This is a genomic window from Pseudomonas sp. MF08831 (assembly GCF_059862645.1).
In genome coordinates, this window is sequence record NZ_JCBCUX010000004.1 from 1 (window position 1) to 18,945 (window position 18,945).

General features: G+C 60.3%; 18 protein-coding genes and 1 pseudogene. 8 read left to right on the plus strand and 11 right to left on the minus strand.

Going from position 1 to position 18,945, the window contains the following annotated elements; genetic code table 11:
• Positions 1-278 precede the first annotated feature (278 nt).
• Genes sixA through AC19YS_RS09005 form a run of 3 tightly spaced genes read right to left on the minus strand, consistent with a single transcriptional unit; the run spans position 279 to position 2,108 of the window.
• A complete protein-coding gene (gene sixA / locus AC19YS_RS08995) occupies positions 279-728 on the minus strand; it encodes a phosphohistidine phosphatase SixA (RefSeq protein ID WP_119739586.1) in 450 nt (149 codons plus the stop codon).
• Positions 725-1,072 (minus strand): DUF4389 domain-containing protein, encoded by a 348-nt coding sequence (locus AC19YS_RS09000; protein WP_500601505.1) that lies wholly within the window; start codon positions 1,070-1,072, stop codon positions 725-727. The genes sixA and AC19YS_RS09000 overlap by 4 nt, the downstream gene beginning before the upstream one ends.
• A gap of 10 nt (positions 1,073-1,082) precedes the next feature.
• The gene (locus AC19YS_RS09005; protein WP_106576724.1) at positions 1,083-2,108 is read right to left on the minus strand and encodes an NAD(P)H-dependent glycerol-3-phosphate dehydrogenase; all 1,026 of its coding nucleotides are present in this window, start codon (positions 2,106-2,108) and stop codon (positions 1,083-1,085) included.
• 195 nt (positions 2,109-2,303) lie between these two features.
• On the opposite strand from AC19YS_RS09005, the gene AC19YS_RS09010 reads away from it, so the two are divergent.
• The 5 genes from AC19YS_RS09010 (at position 2,304) to fabB (ending at position 9,250) form a co-directional block, all read left to right on the plus strand.
• A complete protein-coding gene (locus AC19YS_RS09010; protein ID WP_500601507.1) occupies positions 2,304-4,424 on the plus strand; it encodes a TonB-dependent receptor plug domain-containing protein in 2,121 nt (706 codons plus the stop codon).
• Position 4,425: 1 nt separating this feature from the next.
• Positions 4,426-5,355, plus strand: a complete 930-nt coding sequence (locus AC19YS_RS09015) for an ABC transporter substrate-binding protein (protein ID WP_106576726.1) — start codon at positions 4,426-4,428, stop codon at positions 5,353-5,355.
• A complete protein-coding gene (locus tag AC19YS_RS09020; protein WP_119739576.1) occupies positions 5,352-7,253 on the plus strand; it encodes an ATP-binding protein in 1,902 nt (633 codons plus the stop codon). The genes AC19YS_RS09015 and AC19YS_RS09020 overlap by 4 nt, the downstream gene beginning before the upstream one ends.
• Positions 7,254-7,502: 249 nt before the next feature.
• Positions 7,503-8,018 (plus strand): 3-hydroxyacyl-[acyl-carrier-protein] dehydratase FabA, encoded by a 516-nt coding sequence (fabA, locus tag AC19YS_RS09025; protein ID WP_003210552.1) that lies wholly within the window; start codon positions 7,503-7,505, stop codon positions 8,016-8,018.
• An 11-nt stretch (positions 8,019-8,029) separates the two neighbouring features.
• Entirely contained in the window at positions 8,030-9,250 is a 1,221-nt protein-coding gene (gene fabB, locus AC19YS_RS09030) for a beta-ketoacyl-ACP synthase I (protein WP_106576728.1), read from the plus strand.
• Between the two features lie 176 nt (positions 9,251-9,426).
• Here the strand turns inward: fabB and AC19YS_RS09035 are convergent, their stop codons facing one another.
• The 3 genes and pseudogenes from AC19YS_RS09035 to AC19YS_RS09045 all read right to left on the minus strand — a co-directional run bounded on the left by AC19YS_RS09035 (position 9,427) and on the right by AC19YS_RS09045 (position 12,172).
• Entirely contained in the window at positions 9,427-10,290 is an 864-nt protein-coding gene (locus AC19YS_RS09035; RefSeq protein ID WP_500601750.1) for a methyl-accepting chemotaxis protein, read from the minus strand.
• Positions 10,282-11,166: pseudogene (locus tag AC19YS_RS09040) on the minus strand (MCP four helix bundle domain-containing protein); the annotation flags it as partial. The gene AC19YS_RS09035 and the pseudogene AC19YS_RS09040, both read right to left, overlap by 9 nt.
• The gene (locus AC19YS_RS09045) at positions 11,150-12,172 is read right to left on the minus strand and encodes an amidohydrolase family protein (RefSeq protein ID WP_500601510.1); all 1,023 of its coding nucleotides are present in this window, start codon (positions 12,170-12,172) and stop codon (positions 11,150-11,152) included. The gene AC19YS_RS09045 and the pseudogene AC19YS_RS09040, both read right to left, overlap by 17 nt.
• 139 nt (positions 12,173-12,311) lie before the next feature.
• On the opposite strand from AC19YS_RS09045, the gene AC19YS_RS09050 reads away from it, so the two are divergent.
• Complete coding sequence (locus AC19YS_RS09050) at positions 12,312-12,728, plus strand: OsmC family protein (RefSeq protein ID WP_106576731.1); 417 nt, start codon at positions 12,312-12,314, stop codon at positions 12,726-12,728.
• Between the two features lie 64 nt (positions 12,729-12,792).
• A complete protein-coding gene (locus tag AC19YS_RS09055) occupies positions 12,793-13,659 on the plus strand; it encodes a pirin family protein (protein WP_500601513.1) in 867 nt (288 codons plus the stop codon).
• A gap of 98 nt (positions 13,660-13,757) precedes the next feature.
• On the opposite strand, the gene AC19YS_RS09060 is transcribed toward AC19YS_RS09055, so the two are convergent.
• From AC19YS_RS09060 to AC19YS_RS09075, 4 genes are all read right to left on the minus strand, one after another.
• Positions 13,758-14,486: a dienelactone hydrolase family protein gene (locus tag AC19YS_RS09060; protein ID WP_106576733.1), complete on the minus strand. Its 729-nt coding sequence runs from the start codon at positions 14,484-14,486 to the stop codon at positions 13,758-13,760.
• A 65-nt stretch (positions 14,487-14,551) separates the two neighbouring features.
• Complete coding sequence (gene htpG, locus AC19YS_RS09065) at positions 14,552-16,456, minus strand: molecular chaperone HtpG (protein WP_200623007.1); 1,905 nt, start codon at positions 16,454-16,456, stop codon at positions 14,552-14,554.
• Between the two features lie 89 nt (positions 16,457-16,545).
• Positions 16,546-16,998 (minus strand): PaaI family thioesterase, encoded by a 453-nt coding sequence (locus AC19YS_RS09070; RefSeq protein WP_106576734.1) that lies wholly within the window; start codon positions 16,996-16,998, stop codon positions 16,546-16,548.
• Positions 16,995-17,471, minus strand: coding sequence for a PaaI family thioesterase (locus AC19YS_RS09075; RefSeq protein ID WP_106576735.1), 477 nt, complete (start codon positions 17,469-17,471; stop codon positions 16,995-16,997). The genes AC19YS_RS09070 and AC19YS_RS09075 overlap by 4 nt, the downstream gene beginning before the upstream one ends.
• Positions 17,472-17,629: 158 nt before the next feature.
• Between AC19YS_RS09075 and AC19YS_RS09080 the strand changes: the two genes are divergently transcribed.
• Positions 17,630-17,887, plus strand: coding sequence for a hypothetical protein (locus AC19YS_RS09080; protein WP_106576736.1), 258 nt, complete (start codon positions 17,630-17,632; stop codon positions 17,885-17,887).
• Positions 17,888-17,989: 102 nt separating this feature from the next.
• Here AC19YS_RS09080 and AC19YS_RS09085 read toward each other — a convergent pair whose 3' ends face one another.
• Positions 17,990-18,730, minus strand: a complete 741-nt coding sequence (locus AC19YS_RS09085) for a DUF599 domain-containing protein (RefSeq protein WP_119739564.1) — start codon at positions 18,728-18,730, stop codon at positions 17,990-17,992.
• Positions 18,731-18,945 lie beyond the last annotated feature (215 nt).

Genomic DNA, 18,945 nt, shown 5'->3' on the forward strand with positions numbered 1-18,945 from the left:
CCCGTCAACCACGCTGGCCGAACGCAGGCTTGAATCCGTGGGTAACCCGGCAGGACGCCGGGTTAGCCGCGTTGGGCCATGGATGGCCCGTCGCGGCGGCCCACGGATTCAAGCCGGAGTGAGGGCATGCCGAGCCTAGGCGAGGCACCGAGTGGTGGGGCACAGACCTTTTGGTTACTTTTGGCTGGGCCGGCATTCCGGGCGTTTGCCAAAAGTGACCCGCTGTAAGAGCGGAACCCTAAGCGGCCGTTACCGCAGCAACGGATATGCCCCCGACCCTAAGGGCTCTCAACACCAACCAAACTCATCAACCCCGCCAACGGAAAATCCCCCTCAAGCTCCGCAAGGCTGGCAGTGTGCATCGGTTGCGGCTGACGCAAATGCCCATGCTGCAAAAAGCTGATCAAGCTCCCCACCAACGGCTGATGGCTGACCAGCAGCACATTGTCATCGGTGTCGAGCTTTTCCAATACCTGCAACGGACTGCTGTCAGGCGTCAACCACGCCACAGTACGAATCTGCGGCTCAAACCCCAACGCGTCACGTACCAAGTGTGCAGTTTGCTGCGCACGCACATACGGACTGGCGAGGATGGCGCTGATCGGCTGGCCGATCAGGTGCGCGGCGCTGCGCAACACTTCACCGCGACCATGCTCGGTGAGGTTGCGCTCGGCGTCGGTGCGCGCATGCCCTTCGGCTTCACCGTGACGCAAAATCCACAGCTTCACAGCTTTGGCTCTTCATCACGCACCGGGTGCGGCGCCGGCGGCACGCTGTGGGCGGCCTCGCCTTCAGGAGCACGCGGGGTCGGCCAATCGGCGAACGGCCAGGGCTTCTGCTCGGTGTGAAAGCTGCCGAAACGGCCGATCTGCGCAAGGAACTGGCTGAGGCTGTCGCCAAAGTTCATCAAGCCCAGGTTCGGCGCGCCGTAGACCAGGCGATACACCAACTGCACCACCACCAGCGCCCCCAGCAGGAACTGCGCGACTTGCCACACCAGGGCAAACATCAGCATCCACAGGATACGCAGGAGAATGGACTCGTATTTCGGGGCCGCTTTGGGATCGTTCATGGCGCGTTCCTCAGTTGAAACCACTGGTGGAAATAAAGTCGACATCGGTCTTGGGCTCGGCGCGCATCAGCAACTCGATGACTTGGTTCAAGGTGCGCCCTTCAAACAGGATCGCGTGCAGCCCGGCGACCAGCGGCATATACACGCCGACCTCCTGAGCCTTGGCTTTCAACACTTTAAGCGTGTTGACGCCTTCGGCCACTTCGCCCAGGCGCGTGACCGCGTCTTCCAGGCTCAAGCCCTGGCCCAGCGCGAAACCGACCTGGTAGTTGCGGCTTTTCGGCGACGAGCAGGTCACGATCAAATCACCCACGCCCGCCAGGCCCAGGAAAGTCATCGGGTTGGCGCCCTGGTTCACCGCAAAGCGGGTCATCTCCGCCAGCGCGCGCGTAATCAACATGCTCTTGGTGTTCTCGCCCATGCCCAGGGCCACGGCCATGCCGGCGATGATCGCATAGACGTTCTTCAGCGCCCCGCCCAGTTCGACACCAAAACGGTCGCCGCTGGCGTAGACGCGGAAGGTGCGGCCATGCAACACCGCCTGGACGCGTTCACATAACGCTTCATCTTCACTGGCGACCACAGTGGCCGTCAGCGCGTGCTCGGCGACTTCCCGCGCCAGGTTCGGCCCGGACAGCACGCCAATGCGCGCCTGAGGGGCGATCTCTTCGAGGATTTCGCTCATCAGCTTGAAGGTGTGCGCCTCGATGCCCTTGGTCAGGCTCACCAGCAGCTTGCCCGCCAGGCGTTCGGCATGAGGCGCCAGCACTGAGCGCAAGGCGCTCGAAGGCAGTGCGACAAAGCACAGGTCACATTCAGTCAGCGTGGCCAGCAGATCGGTCACCGGTTCGACCGCCGCATGAATCTTGATGCCTTTAAGGTAACGGGGGTTTTCCCGATGCACGCGGATGGCCTCGGCCTGCTCGGGATCGCGCATCCATTGGCGCACCGCGTGGCCGTTCTCGGCCAGCAGGTTTGCCACGGCGGTACCAAAACTTCCGCCTCCCAGGACCGCAATAGGGCGCTGTTCAGTCATATGCAATCCGTTAATCCATACCAGTGGCGATGGCGGCATTATACGGGGCGACCCGCTTGCGGCCAGCCCCCGTATCAATTCCCGCGCTTGTCGGAAAATGCCGCCGATGTGTGAAGTAATTGCGCCGGCCACGACTGGCAAATGGCCCCACCTCAGTTAACATGGGCGGCTATCCGTAATTATCAAGGCCGTGCCGTGTATCTGGGCCCTCCTCCTCGCTCATCTCTATTGTTGATGCTGTTGTGCAGTGTGCCTGCCGTGGCTGATGACCTGTTTCTGGACAGTCAGCCGCTGCCACAGGTGCTGACGGCCACGCGCCTCAAGCAATCGGCCGCCGCCGTGCCCGGCAGCATGACCGTGATCGACAGCGAGCTGATCAAGGCCAGCGGCGCGCGGGACATCGCCGAGCTGCTGCGCCTGGTGCCGGGGATGATGGTCGGCTACACCACCGGCAACCAGGCGGCGGTGAACTACCACGGCACCAGCGCCAGCGATGCGCGGCGCATGCAGGTGTTGATCGATGGGCGTTCGGTGTACCGCGCGGGCCTGGCCACGGTGGACTGGAGCGATATTCCGGTGGCGATGGAAGACATCGAGCGTATCGAAGTGTTTCGCGGCCCCAACACAGTCAGCTATGGCGCCAATGCGCTGATGGCGGTGGTCAATATCCTTACGCGCTCGCCGTCCAACAGCCACGGTTCGCGGGTCAAAGTGATCCGTGGCGAACGTGGGATCAATGACTTCTATGCCAGCCAGGGCATGGGCTGGGAAACCGGTGACTTGCGCCTGTCGATGTCCGGGCAACAGGACGATGGTTTTGACAGCGACGCCGTCGGCGCCGACCGCCGTGACAGCCGCCGCCTCAGCCGTTTCAGCCTGGCGGTGAGCCAGACCCTGAACGCGCAGCAGAGCATCGATTTGCAACTCGACGCCAAGGAAGGCAGCAACCAGCGCCCTTACACCTACACGCCGGTATTCGCCGGGATTACCGAAGGTGGCACCAATTCCGACGTGACGGCCAAGGACTATGCCGGCTCCGTGCGCTGGAACGTCGAGTTCAACCCCGAACACAGCCTGTATATCCAGGGATCGGCCCAGCAATGGGACCGCCAGCAGGTCTGGAAAGCCTGTGACGCCAAAGTGTCGTTCAGCCCGGAACTGACCCAACTGTGGCAGCTCAACCCCAACTATGCCGAACAGTTGGCCCGCCACATGGACATTTACAGCAAGGGCACGGCCCCGTCCGGCACCGCCGCCGAGCAAGCACTCGGCAACCAGGTGCTGGACCAGTGGCGCCAGGGCGCCAGCCAGAGCGTATGCGGCAATATCGACCAAAGCACCCGCGAAAGCCGCTATGACATTGAGCTTCAGGACACCCTGAGCCTGTCCGACAGCCTGCGCCTGGTCAGCGGCATGAATTACCGCTACGACCGCGCCGATTCCGACACTTACTTCAACGGCACACTCGACGACACCACCTGGCGCCTGTTCGGCCACCTGGAATGGCGCGCCAGCGAACACTGGCTGCTGCAAGGCGGCGCGATGTACGAAGACACCCACTTGAGCGGCAACTCGCTGACGCCGCGAGTGGCGGTCAACTACCTGATCAACCCGCGCCACGGCCTGCGCGCGGTGTATTCCGAGGCGATTCGCTCGCCGGACATGTTCGAGAACAACGTCAACTGGAGCTATCGCGTCACCAACCTCAGTTCCCCGACCTATGGGCAAAACTCCGGGCAATATTTTGTGGTAACTCGTGGCCCCGGCAACCTCGATAAAGAGTTGATGCGCTCGCGCGAGCTGGGCTACAACGGCTTCTTTGCCGACCTTGGGCTGAATGTCGACGTGAAACTGTTCTACGACGAAATCACCGACATGATCAGCTCGCCACTGCGCAACAACCAATACATTGCCAGCAACGCCAACAGCGCACGGTTTACCGGCGCCGAGTCGCAGTTCGACTGGCGCATGAGCAACGCCGACCGCCTGCGGCTGACCTATGCTTACGTCGACGCCGCTTCCAGCAACCCGCTGGACAAGGCACAAACCGCGCGCAACAGCGGCTCGGCCGGCTGGCTGCGTGAATGGGGCCAGGGCTGGTCCAGTGCGTTGTTCTACTATGGCGACGACGCGCTCAACAGGTATCGCTTCGAACGGGTCGACCTGCGGGTGGCCAAGCGCATTGCCGTGGGCAACGCCAACGTGGAGCTGGCCGGCATGTTGCAACAACGCCTCGATAACCAGCCCACCACCTGGGCCGACAACAATTACGACAGTCGCCACGTGCTCTACTTCAGCGCGGAGTTAGAGTTCTGACATGGGCGATCAGTCACGGATGATCCTGCTGTTTTTCTCCCGGCTCTGGCGGCGAGGCGTGCTGTTGGCGTGCCTGTTGCTGACCGCGCCGGCGTGGAGCGCCGACATCCTGCTGACCGCCGCCGAAGACGGTGCCGGCGTCCAGGCCTTCGTCCAGGCCCTTGCCCAGCGCCGCCCCGACGACCATGTGACCTTCACCCCGCTCAAAGACTTGCCGGCGCCCAGCCAGTTGCCGGCCAGCACCCGCCTGATCCTGTTGGACCTGCCCGGTCTTGACTGGCGCCTGCAGGATGCCCAGGGCCCGCCGACCCTGGTGCTGCGCATCAGCCGCCTGCAAGCCCGCCAGCGGCTGGGCAATACACATCCGGCCAGAATCAGCCTGTTGTGGAGCGACCCGCCGCTGGAACGTCAGCTGAAGCTGATCGCCAGCATCCTGCCCCAAGACCGACGCATCGGCGTGCTTTACGGCATCGACAGTGAATTCATGCTGCAGGAGCTGCGTCAGTATGCGGCGCCCATGGGGCTGGAAATCGTGCCGCAGCGCTGGGACAACATTAATGACAGTCGCCCCTTGCTGAACCTGTTCAAGAACAGTGATGTGTTGCTCGGCCTTGACGACCCGCAGTTGTACAACCCCAAAACAGTGAAGAACCTGTTGCTCAGCAGCTATGCCCAGCAACTGCCGCTGGTGGGCCCCAACGCCGGGTTCGTCAAGGCCGGTAGCCTGGCGAGCACCTACAGCGACCAGGCTGACTGGCTCGACGTGCTCGACCGACTGCTGAACCATCCGCCGGCCAGTTGGCCACGCACCTTGTACCCGGAACACTTCAAAGTCGTGGGCAACCCGCAAGTCGCGCGCTCACTGGGCATCGAACAGGTTGACGAAGTCGCCGTCGCCGCCGGACTGGCCGAAGGAGAAAAACGCCCATGACCTTGCGTCGTCGTTGGGACATCAACACCCGCACCCAGCTCATCACATTGGGCCCGGCACTGTTGCTGACCCTGCTGCTGATCAGCTTCTTTACCTTCGTGCGTATTCAGGATCTGCGCCAGGAACTGGACCACACCGGCCAGCTGATCGCCAACCAACTGGCCCCCGCCACCGAATACGGCGTCATTTCCGGCAACATCGATGTGCTCGACAGCTTGCTGCGCGCGACACTGGCCACCCCGCACGTGCGCTTTCTGGAGATTCAGGACAGCACCGAGAAAATCCTGTTGTACGTCGAACAGCCGTCGGAGAAGCACGACCATTCGCTGTCGGTGAAAGTGTTCCAGGCACCGATCCGTCTGCAACATATCCAGCTGGGCAATGACTTTTTCCAGGACAACCTCAACGAACCCAAGGCGCCGCGGGCGGATTACCTGGGACGGGTAATTGTCGGCATGTCCAATGACGCGTTCAGCCAGCGCCAACAGGAGATTCTGTTCAAGGCCGGGATTCTCGCCCTGTTCGCTCTGCTGTTTACCTTCCTGCTCGCACGGCGTCTGGCCGCCAGCCTGTCGCAGCCGATCAGCGCCATGGGCCACGCGGTCAAAGCGATCCAGCAAGGCGACTACAAGACGCCGCTGCCGATCGTCGACGACTCGGAGCTAGGAGACCTGTCGCGCCATATCAACAACCTCGCCGAGGGCCTCAACCAGGCCAGCCGCGAGCAACACCAGGCCATGGCCCAGTTGATCCAGACCCGCGAAGAAGCCGAGCGCGCGAACAATGCCAAATCGGACTTTCTGGCGATGATGAGCCACGAGTTGCGCACGCCCATGAACGGCGTGCTGGGCATGTTGCAACTGCTGGAAACCACCGAGATGACCGAGGAGCAGACCGAGTACGCGGCGCTGGCCTCCGAGTCCACCGAGCACTTGCTCAAGGTGATCAACGACATCCTCGACTTCTCGCGCATCGAGCGCGCCGCGTTGGAGCTGGAGCATATCCCGTTCAATCTGGCGGACCTGATCAGCAGCTGCGCCCAGGCCTTCCAGCACAGCGCCCAGCAGCGCGGCCTGGCGCTGGCGTTGCCGATTCCGGCGGGCATGGAGTCCTTGCGAGTGCAGGGCGATCCGACGCGTATCCGGCAGATCCTGGTGAACCTGATCGGCAACGCGCTGAAGTTCACCGAGCATGGCACCGTCACTGTCGAGCCTCACTGGCAAACCCTCGACCATGAATTGGTGTGGTTCACATGCACCGTGCGCGACAGCGGCATCGGCATTTCCGCCGAGCGTCTTGAACTGATGTTCGACGCGTTCCAGCAGGCCGACAGTTCCATTTCAAGACGTTACGGCGGTACCGGGCTGGGCTTGCCGATCGCCCGCACCCTCGCCGAACGCATGGGCGGCACGTTGCGCGCCCAGAGCGAAGAAGGCCGAGGCTCGGTGTTTACCCTGGAAATCCCGCTGGCCATCGACCAGCAAAGCCTGCCGACCATCGACCTGCGCGCCGAAGGCAAAACCAGCGCCGGTGACGGCCGCCATGTGTTGCTGGTGGAAGACAACCCGGTCAACCGCACCGTGGTCGAAGCCATGTTGCGCAGCCTGGGTTTTGAAGTGAGCCTGGCCACCGACGGCGCCGAGGCGATCCGCAGTGCCGAGAGCCTGATATTCACTGCCATCCTGATGGATTGCCGCTTGCCGCTGATCGACGGCTATGAAGCCACCCGCCAGATTCGCCAACTGCCCGGCTGCGCCAATCTGCCGATTATCGCGCTCACCGCCAACGCGTTGCAGGGCGATCGCGAGGCCTGTTTGGCAGCCGGAATGAACGATTACCTGGCCAAGCCGTTCAAACGCACGGATTTGCAGCAAATACTGCAACGTTGGGTGCAATAGCGCTGCGCCATCAACCAACTGCGACTGGCGTGAAACACGAAAGTGCGGCAGTCTTAGGCACCCGAACGGGCCTATAAACAGGCTCGGTTTAAAATTTCAGTGAACAAGTGTACATTCAGTGCCTTGACGCTGTGACTTTCACTACAACGCAATAGTCTATGTGTAGGCTGCCGACATGAGGCATGAACGCTTCATTCGGTTCGGGAAGATTTGCCCTACCCTGCCGCATGGGATTATTGAGGAGCTCGCATGACCAAACAAAACGCCTTTACTCGGGAAGACCTGCTGCGCTGCAGTCGCGGTGAGCTGTTCGGCCCAGGTAACGCGCAACTGCCCGCCCCGAACATGCTGATGGTGGATCGCATCACCCATATCAGCGAAGAGGGTGGCAAGTACGGCAAAGGTGAATTGGTCGCCGAGCTGGATATCACCCCTGACCTGTGGTTCTTTGCCTGCCATTTCGAAGGCGACCCTGTCATGCCAGGTTGCCTGGGCCTCGACGCCATGTGGCAACTGGTCGGCTTCTACCTGGGCTGGCAAGGCCTGCCGGGCCGCGGCCGGGCACTGGGTTCGGGCGAAGTGAAGTTCTTCGGCCAGGTCCTGCCGACCGCCAAGAAAGTCACCTACAACATTCAAATCAAGCGCGTCCTCAAGGGCAAGCTGAACCTCGCAATCGCCGATGGTTCGGTCACTGTCGACGGTCGCGAGATCTATACTGCCGAAGGCCTTCGGGTCGGCGTATTCACTTCCACTGACAACTTTTAAGGGTTATCCGCATGCGCCGCGTCGTTATCACTGGTCTGGGCATTGTTTCTTGCCTGGGCAATGACAAAGAGACCGTCACCGCTAACCTGCGTGCAAGTCGCCCTGGCATCCGCTTCAACCCGGAATATGCCGAAATGGGTCTGCGTAGCCAGGTTTCCGGCTCCATCGACCTGCCCCTCGAAGAACTGATCGATCGCAAGATCTATCGCTTCGTTGGCCACGCTGCCGCCTACGCCTACCTGGCCATGAAAGACGCCATCGCCGATTCCGGCCTGAGCGAAGACCAGGTATCGAACGTACGCACTGGCCTGATCGCCGGCTCCGGCGGCGCATCGACCCTCAACCAGATGGAAGCGCTGGACATCCTGCGCGAAAAAGGCGTGAAGCGCGTTGGCCCGTACCGTGTAACGCGGACCATGGGCAGCACCGTTTCGGCTTGCCTGGCCACGCCATTCCAGATCAAGGGCGTGAACTACTCGATCTCCTCCGCGTGCGCCACCAGTGCTCACTGCATCGGCACTGCGGTCGAGCAGATCCAGCTGGGCAAGCAAGACATCGTCTTCGCCGGCGGCGGTGAAGAAGAGCATTGGAGCCAATCGTTCCTGTTCGACGCCATGGGCGCGCTGTCCACCCAGTACAACGAAACCCCGGAAAAGGCCTCCCGCGCCTACGACGCCAAGCGTGACGGTTTCGTCATCGCCGGCGGTGGCGGCATGGTCGTGGTCGAGGAGCTGGAACACGCTCTGGCCCGCGGTGCGAAGATCTACGCGGAAATCGTTGGCTACGGCGCCACGTCCGACGGCTACGACATGGTTGCGCCAAGCGGTGAAGGCGCTATCCGTTGCATGCAGATGGCCATGTCGACCGTGGATACCCCAATCGACTACCTGAACACCCACGGCACTTCGACCCCGGTCGGCGATGCCAAGGAAATGGAAGGCGTGCGTGCGGTATTCGGCGACAAGGCTCCGGCGATCAGCTCCACCAAGAGCCTGTCCGGTCACTCCCTGGGCGCCGCTGGCGTGCACGAAGCGATCTACTGCCTGCTGATGATGGAAGGCAACTTCATGGCCGGTTCGGCCAACATTGAAGAGATCGACCCGGTCGTTGCCGATATGCCGATTCTGACCAAGACCGTTGAAAACGCAAAAATCGATACCGTGATGAGCAACAGCTTTGGCTTTGGTGGCACCAACGCTACCCTGGTGCTGAAACGCTGGCAGGGTAAGTAAGACCTGTAAGCTGAGCGTGTAAAAAAGCCCCGACTGGTTCGGGGCTTTTTTATGCGTGGCTGGATTTGAGACCGAGTCGCGCATCGCAGGCAAGCCAGCCCCCACACTTTGATGTGTGAACGCAGTCAAATGTGGGAGCTGGCTTGCCTGCGATGGCGTCAACTCGGTGTATGGCCCTATACCGAAAACCGCGCCACCATCGTGTTCAGGTCCACCGCCAACCGCGACAACTCCTGGCTTGCCGCACTGGTCTGGTTTGCCCCGGTTGACGTCTGATGCGCCAAATCGCGAATATTCATCAAGTTGCGATCCACCTCGCGCGCCACCGCGGCCTGCTGCTCCGACGCGCTGGCAATTACCAGGTTCCGCTCGTTGATCAGGGTAAACGCGGACGCAATCTCTTCGAGCGCCGTGCCCGCCGACTTGGCGATGCCCAGCGTGGACCGTGCCCGCGTATTGCTCTGCTGCATCGAACTCACGGCCTGATCGGTGCCCTGTTGAATGGCGCTGATCATCTGCTCGATTTCCTGGGTCGACTGTTGCGTGCGGTGGGCCAAGGCCCGCACTTCATCGGCGACCACCGCAAACCCACGCCCGGCGTCGCCGGCGCGGGCCGCTTCAATGGCTGCATTCAAGGCCAGCAAATTTGTCTGTTCGGCAATTGAGCGAATCACATCCAGCACTTTGCTGATGCCATACACCTTTTGCGCCAGTTCCTCGACCTGGGTCGCATTGGCGGTCACATCCGTGGCCAGGGCCTCGATCGACTCGACCGTCTGGTGCACCTGTTCACGCCCATGCTGGGCAATGCGGTCGGACTCACGGGAGGCTTGTGACGTCGTCACGGCGTTGCTCGCCACCTCCTCCACCGCCGCCGTCATCTGATTAACCGCCGTCGCCGCCTGTTCGATTTCCTGATTCTGCTGGTGCAAGCCGCGGGTAGCGTCCTCGGTGACGCAACTGAGCTCCTCGGACGCCGAGGCCAATTGGTTGGACGATTCGGCAATGCGCCGAATGGTATCGCGCAGGTTCTCCTGCATGCCTTTGAGCGCTTGCTGCAAACGCGCCGGCTCGTCGCTGCCCGTCACGCTGATTTCACCCGTCAAGTCGCCACTGGCCACGCCTTGGGCGATTTTCAACGACTGTGCCAGCGGCAGCACGATACTGCGGGTCAGCCACACCGCCAGCCCGATGGTGATCAGCGCGGTGACCACGATCATGCCGACCACCCAAGTGCGAGATTGAGCGAACACCCGTTGCGCCAGGCTCGCAGCCTGATTGGCACTGGCCTTGTTCAAGGCCAACAGGTCGTGCAGCGTCCCGGCCATCTCATCGGCAAGTTGATTCATCTCGCCGTTGACCACCTTGATCGCGTCTTGCAATTGATCGGCCTTGGAGAACGCCATGACCTGTTCCTGGCGCTGCAGGTATTGCTGCTCCTCGGCCTTGAAGCGATCAAACAGCGTGCGCTCTTCGGGCAACACAATCAGCGCTTCATAGAGGGTTTGCGCATGGTGCAGGCCACTTTTGAGCTCGGTGAGCTTTTGCTCGTTCTGCGCCAGCGCCTGTGGGTCACGATTGACCAGCAAGCGCAGGGTCAGCGCACGAACCCGCAACAGGTCCTGGCTCATCTCCCCCACCGCCATCACGCTGGGCAACCAGTTGTTTTCGACCTGATCCGACTGCTGGCGCATATTGGCCATCTGCAACAGGGCAAAGCCGCCCAAGGCGAACACCATCATTGCCAGCACGCCAAAGCCCAAACCGGCGCGGGGGGCGATATTCAGACTACGGATACTCATTGCCTGGATTCCTTCCAAATGCGCTGCATTCACCTGCAGCGGGTCTCCTGAAAGGTATCGGCCCGTGGTCAATATTGCGTAAGACGAAAAAGCGATATCAATGTGCCTGCTCATCGCGAACTGATTTCGGCAGAACCGCCAGGAAATTGTCTCGCGCCACCTTGCGGGCTACCTCCTCAGGCAGTGCGTCGAGAAAGGGTGCAAAGCGATGCATTTCCTTACCGAGCTTGTTGAAGCGCCCTACAACATCCGAACCCAGCATAAAACGCTCCGGGAAGCGCTCTACCAGCTTTACCCACTCGGGCCGAGGCTTACCCGCCTCATCGAGCAAGTACGGCGTGAGCATGCTCCAGGACAGGTCAATGTAGAGATTGGGGTATGCCTCAAGCAGGCGGCTCAAGGTCGGCAGAAGAAAGTCCATCTGCACCTGATGACGATGAATCTCTTTGCTGGTGCCGGCATGGGCCCAGATAAAGCGGGTATGCGGGTGGTTGCGCAGCGATTCTTCCACCTCCGGCAGGTACAGCGGGTTGCGCTCGCGCTTGGACGTAATGTTGGCGTGCAGCATCACCGGCAGATCGTTTTCGGCGGCGAGGTGATAGATGCGCGTCATGGCTTCGTTGTTGGCGCGCGGGGTGTCGCCAGCGGTCAAGGCGGTGAGGTCATCATGGCGCGTGAACACCTCACCGATGCCCTGCCAAAGCCCGGGGTTGAGATCCAGCATGCGCTGGATATGGGCCGCGGAGTTTTTGTCGTTAGGGTTGAAGCCGGATAGAAACGGGTGAAAGTGCCGACGCTGCTCAGGCATGAGTTTGTTCACCGCAGCCGCAACGATTACGTCAGTGGCGCTGTACCAATAGGCATCGGCATCGTCACCGGCGTAGTAACGCGGGCGCTTGGGTTCATCTTCGTGCCATTTTTTGGCGACGGGGATACCGGAAATCATCACGTGTTCGATGTGAGCGTCGGCCATCGCCTTGAGCAATGTATCCATGCCCGCCGTTTCCTGGAAAAAATCCACGTAGTGCAAGTGCGCGTCGCTGTAGGCATAGTCGCGCGCCTGCACCGCAACGCTGGCGGCGGCGAGCAGCAGGGCGACACTCAGGCGGGTCAGGGGCACGGTAAAACCTCGCTATTGGCTAAGAACGGGTAGACCGTGTGCACTGCGCCACGGTTCATCGGCCGAAAAACGCGGAACACCTAAGTGCCAGCATGTTCTATAACTGCATGACCTTCATCCTGCCAACCTGAGGTTCACCATGCCCGTTACCGTCAACACCCTGAACCACGACAACTTTCGCCACAGTGTGAATATCAATAACCACGAACTGTTCACCGACCTGCCCAAGAGCCTGGGCGGCGACGACTCGGCGCCCTCCCCCCACGACTATTTCGATGCTGCCCTAGCCTCGTGCAAGGCTTTGACCGTCAAGCTCTACGCCCAGAAAAAAGATATTCCGCTGACCGGCGTGACCGTTGAAGTCACCCATGACAGCACCGAGGAGCAAAAAGGCAAATACAAACTCAACGTCAAGCTGACCCTCAAGGGCGTGCTCACCGACGCGCAGCGCGACGAGCTGCACCACGTGGCCGACCGCTGCCCGGTGCACAAACTGATGACCACCGCCGAGGTCACCATCGAGACCACGTTGTCCGAAGGCGCTTTCAGCCAATAGCGCCAACCTCCCGTCAAGCGGGTTATGCTCTTGTTCCCCTAACCCGCTCAGACAGGGACGCACCATGCCCATCCTCACCGTGATCCGCCCGCGCGCCGAAGAGGTCGAGGGCCAGCCGATCCTGCGCCCGCTGCCATCGCGCGAATGCCGCAGCGTCGGGCCGTTCGTGTTTTTCGATCACATGCTTCTCACGCGCTATGCGCCGGGTACCGGCATGAACATCCGCCAGCACCCGCATATCGGGTTGTCCACGCTGACCTATTTGTTTGAGGGCGCGTTGCAACACAAGGACAGTCTCGGCTCGGACCAGGTGGTGCAGGCCGGCGACGTCAGCTGGATGACCGCCGGCAGCGCGATTGCCCACGTTGAACGCACGCCTGCGGCGCTCAAGGCCGACGGTCTCAGCCTGCATGGGCTGCAAGTGTGGCTGGCCTCCCCCAAGGACCATGAAACCGGACCCGGGCATTACAGCCATCACGCGGCGGCGAGCTTACCGGTCAGTGACAACCTGGGCGTGCGGATTCGCCTGATCGCAGGCGCCGGCTTCTGCCTCAAATCGCCCGTGCCAGTGCTCTCGCCCACCGTGTATGCCGACGTGCAGATGCAGACGGCCACGACGCTACTGATCCCGGATGAATACGAGGAACGGGCGGTGTATGTGCTGGAGGGCGAAGCGCAATTGGACGGTGAGGCCTTGGCGGTGCATAGCCTGGCGGTGCTGCCTGCCGGCCAGGAAATGACGCTGTTTGCTGAAAGTGATTGCCACCTGGTGGTGTTTGGCGGCGCGCCGTTGGACGGGCCACGGTGGATCAATTGGAATTTTGTCGCGAGCGACCCGGCGATGATCGAACAGGCGCGGCAACGATGGGCGGCCGGGGATTGGCCGACGGTGCCGGGGGAAACTGAAAGAATTGAGTTGCCTGGGAGATAGCCATCGGGGGCAAGCCCCCTCCCACATTTTGAATGTATTCACACTTCAAGTGTGGGAGGGGCTTGGCCCCCGATGAAGCCCTAACAGGCGCCGAAGATTCAGCCCTTGAACACTTCATCCAGCAAGTTGTGCATCGACTGGAACGCACGCGCAGCGGTCTTTGCGTCATACATCATCTTGCCCGGCACATTGGCGTGCGGGTCGGTGAAGGAATGCACGGCGCCGCCGTAGCTCAGCAGTTGCCAATCCACACCGGCCGCGTTCATTTCATCTTCAAACGCTGGCAGTTGCTCTTTCGGCACCAAGGGATCGGACGCACCGTGCAGCACCAACACCGAGCCTTTGATGTTCTTCGCATCGGCCGGGTTCGGCGTGTCGAGAGTGCCGTGGAACGACACAGCAGCCTTCAACGGGGCGCCGGTACGCGCCAGCTCCAGGGAGCAGCAACCGCCGAAGCAAAAACCAAAGGTCGCAAGCCTGGAGGTATCCACCGCCGCCTCGGTCTGGCCTTGCAGTTGCTCGAAGGCCGCCTGCATGCGCTTGTTGAGCAACGGGCGATCATTCTTCAACGGCATCATGGCCGCGCCGGCTTCATCGCCATTGGAGGGGCGCACGGTTTGGCCGTACAGGTCGGCGATCAGCACCACGTAGCCCTTGGCAGCCACGCTTTTGGCAATTTCTTCAGCTCCTGCACTCACACCCATCCAGTTCGGCGCCATCAGCAGACCCGGCAGCGGGCCCTGGTGGCTGGCATCGAACGCCAGGCGGCTTTCATAAGACTGGCCATCAATCTGATAGACCACGGAACGCACAGTGACTTGGCTCATCATTTACTCCAGTTGAGATGCGTAGAACGAAAAAACCCGCCGAAGCGGGTTTTTCTACAACGGTGTTAAACCGACAGTTCAACCAACAGCTTGTTCAGTCGGCGCACGTAGGCGGCCGGGTCTTTCAGGCTGTCGCCAGCGGCGAGCGCCGCCTGGTCGAAGAGGATGTGCGACAGGTCGCCAAAACGCTCTTCGCTTTGCTCGCCATCGAGTTTCTCGATCAGCGGGTGAGCCGGGTTGAATTCGAAGATCGGCTTGGAATCCGGAACCTTCTGACCGCTGGCTTCGAGGATCTGACGCATCTGCATGCCCAGGTCCTGCTCGCCAATGGCCAGGATCGCCGGCGAGTCGGTCAGACGGTGGGAAACCCGCACTTCGCTGACGGCATCGCCCAAGGCGGTCTTGATTCGTTCAACCAGGCCTTCTTTGGCCTTGGCGACTTCTTCGGCTTCTTTTTTCTCCTCTTCGGAGTCCAGGTTACCCAGGTCCAGGTCACCACGGGCCACGTCGACGAAGGTTTTGCCGTCGAACTCGCTGAGGTAGCTCATCAGCCATTCATCGATACGGTCGGTCAGCAGCAGCACTTCGATGCCTTTCTTGCGGAAGACTTCCAGGTGCGGGCTGTTTTTGACCTGCGCGTAGGTTTCACCGGTCAGGTAGTAGATCTTGTCCTGACCTTCCTTGGCGCGCGCCAGGTATTCGGCCAGCGACACAACCTGCTCACCGTCATTACCCAGGGTGGACGCAAAGCGCAGCAGGCCGGCGATTTTTTCCTTGTTGGCAAAATCTTCCGCCGGGCCTTCTTTCATGACCTGGCCGAAGTTTTTCCAGAAGCTCTTATATTGCTCTGGCTCGTTCTTCGCCAGTTTCTCCAGCATGTCGAGTACGCGCTTGGTCAGCGCCGACTTCATGGAGTCGATGATCGGGTCTTTCTGCAGGATTTCGCGCGACACGTTCAACGACAGGTCGTTGGAGTCGACCACACCCTTGATGAAGCGCAGGTACAACGGCAGGAAGGATTCCGCCTGGTCCATCACGAACACGCGCTGCACGTAGAGCTTCAGGCCTTTTGGCGCTTCACGCTGGTACAGGTCGAACGGCGCACGGGCCGGTACGTAAAGCAGCGAGCTGTATTCCAGCTTGCCTTCGACCTTGTTGTGGCTCCAGCTCAGCGGGTTTTCGTAGTCGTGAGCGATGTGCTTGTAGAACTCCTGGTACTCCTCGTCCTTCACCTCGGTGCGAGGACGGGTCCACAGGGCGCTGGCACGGTTGACCACTTCCCATTCCTGGGCAGGTTTTTCTTCGCCCTCGACAGCCGCCTGTTCTTTAGGCAGTTCGATTGGCAAAGCAATATGGTCGGAGTACTTCTTGATGATGTTACGCAGGCGGTAACCGTCGGCGAATTCATCTTCACCGGATTTGAGGTGCAGCACGATGCGGGTGCCGCGGTCAGCCTTGTCGATGGTGGCGATTTCGAACTCGCCCTCACCTTTGGAGGACCAATGTACGCCTTCGCTGGCGTCGAGGCCGGCGCGACGGCTGAACACTTCAACCTTGTCGGCGACGATGAAGGCCGAGTAGAAGCCCACACCGAACTGACCGATCAGGTGCGAATCTTTTTTCTGGTCGCCCGACAGGTTTTTCATGAAATCGGCGGTGCCGGATTTGGCGATGGTGCCCAAATGGGTGATCGCGTCTTCGCGGCTCATGCCGATGCCGTTGTCTTCGAGGGTGACGGTCTTGGCGTCTTTGTCGAAGCTCACACGAATTTTCAGTTCGGCGCCACCTTCCAGCAACTCAGGCTTGGACAGGGCTTCGAAACGTAATTTGTCGACAGCGTCTGAGGCGTTCGAGATCAATTCGCGAAGGAAGATTTCCTTGTTGGAATACAGCGAATGGATCATGAGGTGCAGCAGCTGCTTCACCTCGGTCTGGAAGCCCAGGGTTTCCTTTTGAGTTTCCACACTCATGGTCATCAAACTCCAATTGGATGGCAGTGGCCGCGCCCTTGAGGGTTGGCGGCGGGTTGTCATCAAAGTTGGGGGCTAAGACCAGGATTTCAAGGGCGCGCCGATTCCTCGATTTTGAAATGTGCACGGGCGGTGGCAATCGGTTCGGCCGGGGTACTTTGCCAGGCGGTGATTGCCACATTGGCAACTCGGCGGCCCTGGCGCCAAACCTGGCATTTGGCGTAAGTGTCGCGAAACTGGCCGGCGCGCAGGTAATCGAGGGAAAAGTCGATGATTTTCGGAATGCCGGGCGAGCCGGTAAATACCAGCAGGTGCAACGCCGCCGACAACTCCATGAACCCGGCAATCACGCCACCGTGCAGCGCCGGCAATATCGGGTTACCAATGTTGTCCTTGTTGGCCGGCATGCGAAACAGCAATTCATCTCCCAGACGCGTGCACTCAATGCCGATCAGCTTGGCGTAGGGAATCAGGTCGAGCAGCGCTTCATAGTTACCGCGCTCATGGGCCTGTTCGAGACGGGTTTTGAATCGGTGTGTCATGCTCGCTCTCCCTTGATGGTGCTGCCCAGCCCTTGGGTGCCCTTGAGGCGCTTGCCCATGCGCATGAATGTGCCCACCACATGGGCAATCGGCTGTTGCGGGTCATCCTGATAAGCGAAACCACGGGTGAAGATCACGTCGGTGGTCACTCGGTAACATTGCGCAAAGCCATAAACTGGTGTGTGCGGTTCGGCGGGGTGCATGTAGTCAACGCGCAGGTCCAGGGTTGGGCACACCTCGAACTCGGGCAATACACACAGGGTTGCCATGCCGCAGGCCGTGTCCATCAAGGAGGTCAATGCGCCGCCGTGAATCACGCCGGTCTGGGGATCACCGACGATATGCGGGGCGTAAGGCAGGCACAGCGTCATGCCTTCGTCGCTGGCAGCATGGACGGTGATGCCCAGCACCTGGCAATGGCGCAGCGCCGAAACAAAGCGCGTGGCACGGGCTAACAGGGGATTTTCGGTCATGTGGTCTAGACTCTTATTAGTGTTGATCCGCGGAGTATGTCGTGCGGTTGAAAGTTCCTTGATCACCGGTGTTTATATATCTGGGGAATAAAAGGAACTAATGCTGACCCCCTAGGCTCGAAAGGCCAGTAGATATCTTCAATAAGGAGAAACACCCCATGCGCAAGACTTTAGCTATTTCCATGATGCTCGCCGCTGCCCTCGGCCTCGCTGCCTGCGATAAAAAATCCGAAGACAAAGCCCAAGATGCACAGTCGCATTCTGAGCAAGCTCAGAAGGACATGGCGAAAGCACAGGATAAAGTGAACGACGCTGCAAAAGAAAACGCCGATGCTGCCAAAGCTCAGGCTGATGCAAACGCTGAAAAAGCGAAAGAAGACGGTACCGCTACTCCAGTAGCACCTGCCAAGCCTTAATAGCCTGGCAAGTGCTGCGAAAGAAAGCCCGCTTACATAGCGGGCTTTTCTTTGCCTGCTGTTTAGTCGTGGGTCAAAAGTTGGACTAACCGGAGGCCCTAGTTAAGACACTGCGTCTTTAGCCACTTCGGATGCCGGCGTATCGGTCGGGGTATAGACCATCACCTGCAGTACGTCGGAATGAAACTCCCGACGGTACAACACCACCACTACCCCACCGCTCATCAACATGAACAACCAGGGGCTGACAAACCAGGCGAGCATGGTCATGCCGAAATAATAAGCGCGCAGGCCAAAGTTGAATTGGTTGGCGGCCATGGAGATCACTCTGGCTGCTCGCAGCGCAAACGCTTTGCGCTCCTGCTCCGATACATGCCGCTCACCGATCATCGGCGCCGACCCCACCAGCACCGCGGCAAAGTTGTATTGGCGCATACACCAGCTGAAGGTGAAAAACGCGTAGACGAACACCAGCGCCAGGCACAGCAGCTTGATTTCCGACATGCCTTGGGACGCCTGCTGCACCATGGGTATGTCCGCCAGCAACGACACCGCCCGCTCGGACGCACCGAGCACGGTAAGAATGCCGGCGAGGATGATCAACGTGCTGGAGGCGAAGAACGAAGCGTTGCGCTCCAGGTTGCCGATCACGCTGGCGTCGGCGATGCGGTTGTCGCGCAGCAACATGCGCCGCATCCAGTCCTCACGATACAAATGCAGCACGCTGGCCAGGCAGGCGGTGTCACGGGCTTTCCAAGTGGCGTATCGGGTGTAACCCCCCCAGCACAGGACGAACCAGAGGGCGGCGAGCAGGTGGACCTGATGGGTTTCGATGAACGACATGCGGGGCCTTATACGCAGTGAATGGGGACGAACTCGGTTCAAATGTGGGCGCTGGCTTGCCTGCGATAGCGGTAGATCGGGTGATGCAGCAATCGCAGGCAAACGAGCTCCCACACTGACCGTGCTTCAACTTTAGAGGGGAGTAGTCTCACAGGCATAAAAAATGCCCCGTATCGATTGATACGGGGCATTTCGATGCCGCGTGAAACCGCTCT

Coding starts and splice junctions, on each gene's coding strand:
- AC19YS_RS09020 (WP_119739576.1), top strand. CDS start 5,352: ATGACCTTGCGTCGTCGTTGGGACATCAACACCCGCACCCAGCTCATC.
- AC19YS_RS09075 (WP_106576735.1), bottom strand. CDS start 17,471: ATGACCGAAAATCCCCTGTTAGCCCGTGCCACGCGCTTTGTTTCGGCG.
- AC19YS_RS09085 (WP_119739564.1), bottom strand. CDS start 18,730: ATGTCGTTCATCGAAACCCATCAGGTCCACCTGCTCGCCGCCCTCTGG.
- AC19YS_RS09060 (WP_106576733.1), bottom strand. CDS start 14,486: ATGAGCCAAGTCACTGTGCGTTCCGTGGTCTATCAGATTGATGGCCAG.
- AC19YS_RS09080 (WP_106576736.1), top strand. CDS start 17,630: ATGCGCAAGACTTTAGCTATTTCCATGATGCTCGCCGCTGCCCTCGGC.
- AC19YS_RS09005 (WP_106576724.1), bottom strand. CDS start 2,108: ATGACTGAACAGCGCCCTATTGCGGTCCTGGGAGGCGGAAGTTTTGGT.
- htpG (WP_200623007.1), bottom strand. CDS start 16,456: ATGAGTGTGGAAACTCAAAAGGAAACCCTGGGCTTCCAGACCGAGGTG.
- AC19YS_RS09000 (WP_500601505.1), bottom strand. CDS start 1,072: ATGAACGATCCCAAAGCGGCCCCGAAATACGAGTCCATTCTCCTGCGT.
- AC19YS_RS09035 (WP_500601750.1), bottom strand. CDS start 10,290: ATGCAGGAGAACCTGCGCGATACCATTCGGCGCATTGCCGAATCGTCC.
- AC19YS_RS09015 (WP_106576726.1), top strand. CDS start 4,426: ATGGGCGATCAGTCACGGATGATCCTGCTGTTTTTCTCCCGGCTCTGG.
- fabA (WP_003210552.1), top strand. CDS start 7,503: ATGACCAAACAAAACGCCTTTACTCGGGAAGACCTGCTGCGCTGCAGT.
- AC19YS_RS09055 (WP_500601513.1), top strand. CDS start 12,793: ATGCCCATCCTCACCGTGATCCGCCCGCGCGCCGAAGAGGTCGAGGGC.
- fabB (WP_106576728.1), top strand. CDS start 8,030: ATGCGCCGCGTCGTTATCACTGGTCTGGGCATTGTTTCTTGCCTGGGC.
- AC19YS_RS09070 (WP_106576734.1), bottom strand. CDS start 16,998: ATGACACACCGATTCAAAACCCGTCTCGAACAGGCCCATGAGCGCGGT.
- AC19YS_RS09050 (WP_106576731.1), top strand. CDS start 12,312: ATGCCCGTTACCGTCAACACCCTGAACCACGACAACTTTCGCCACAGT.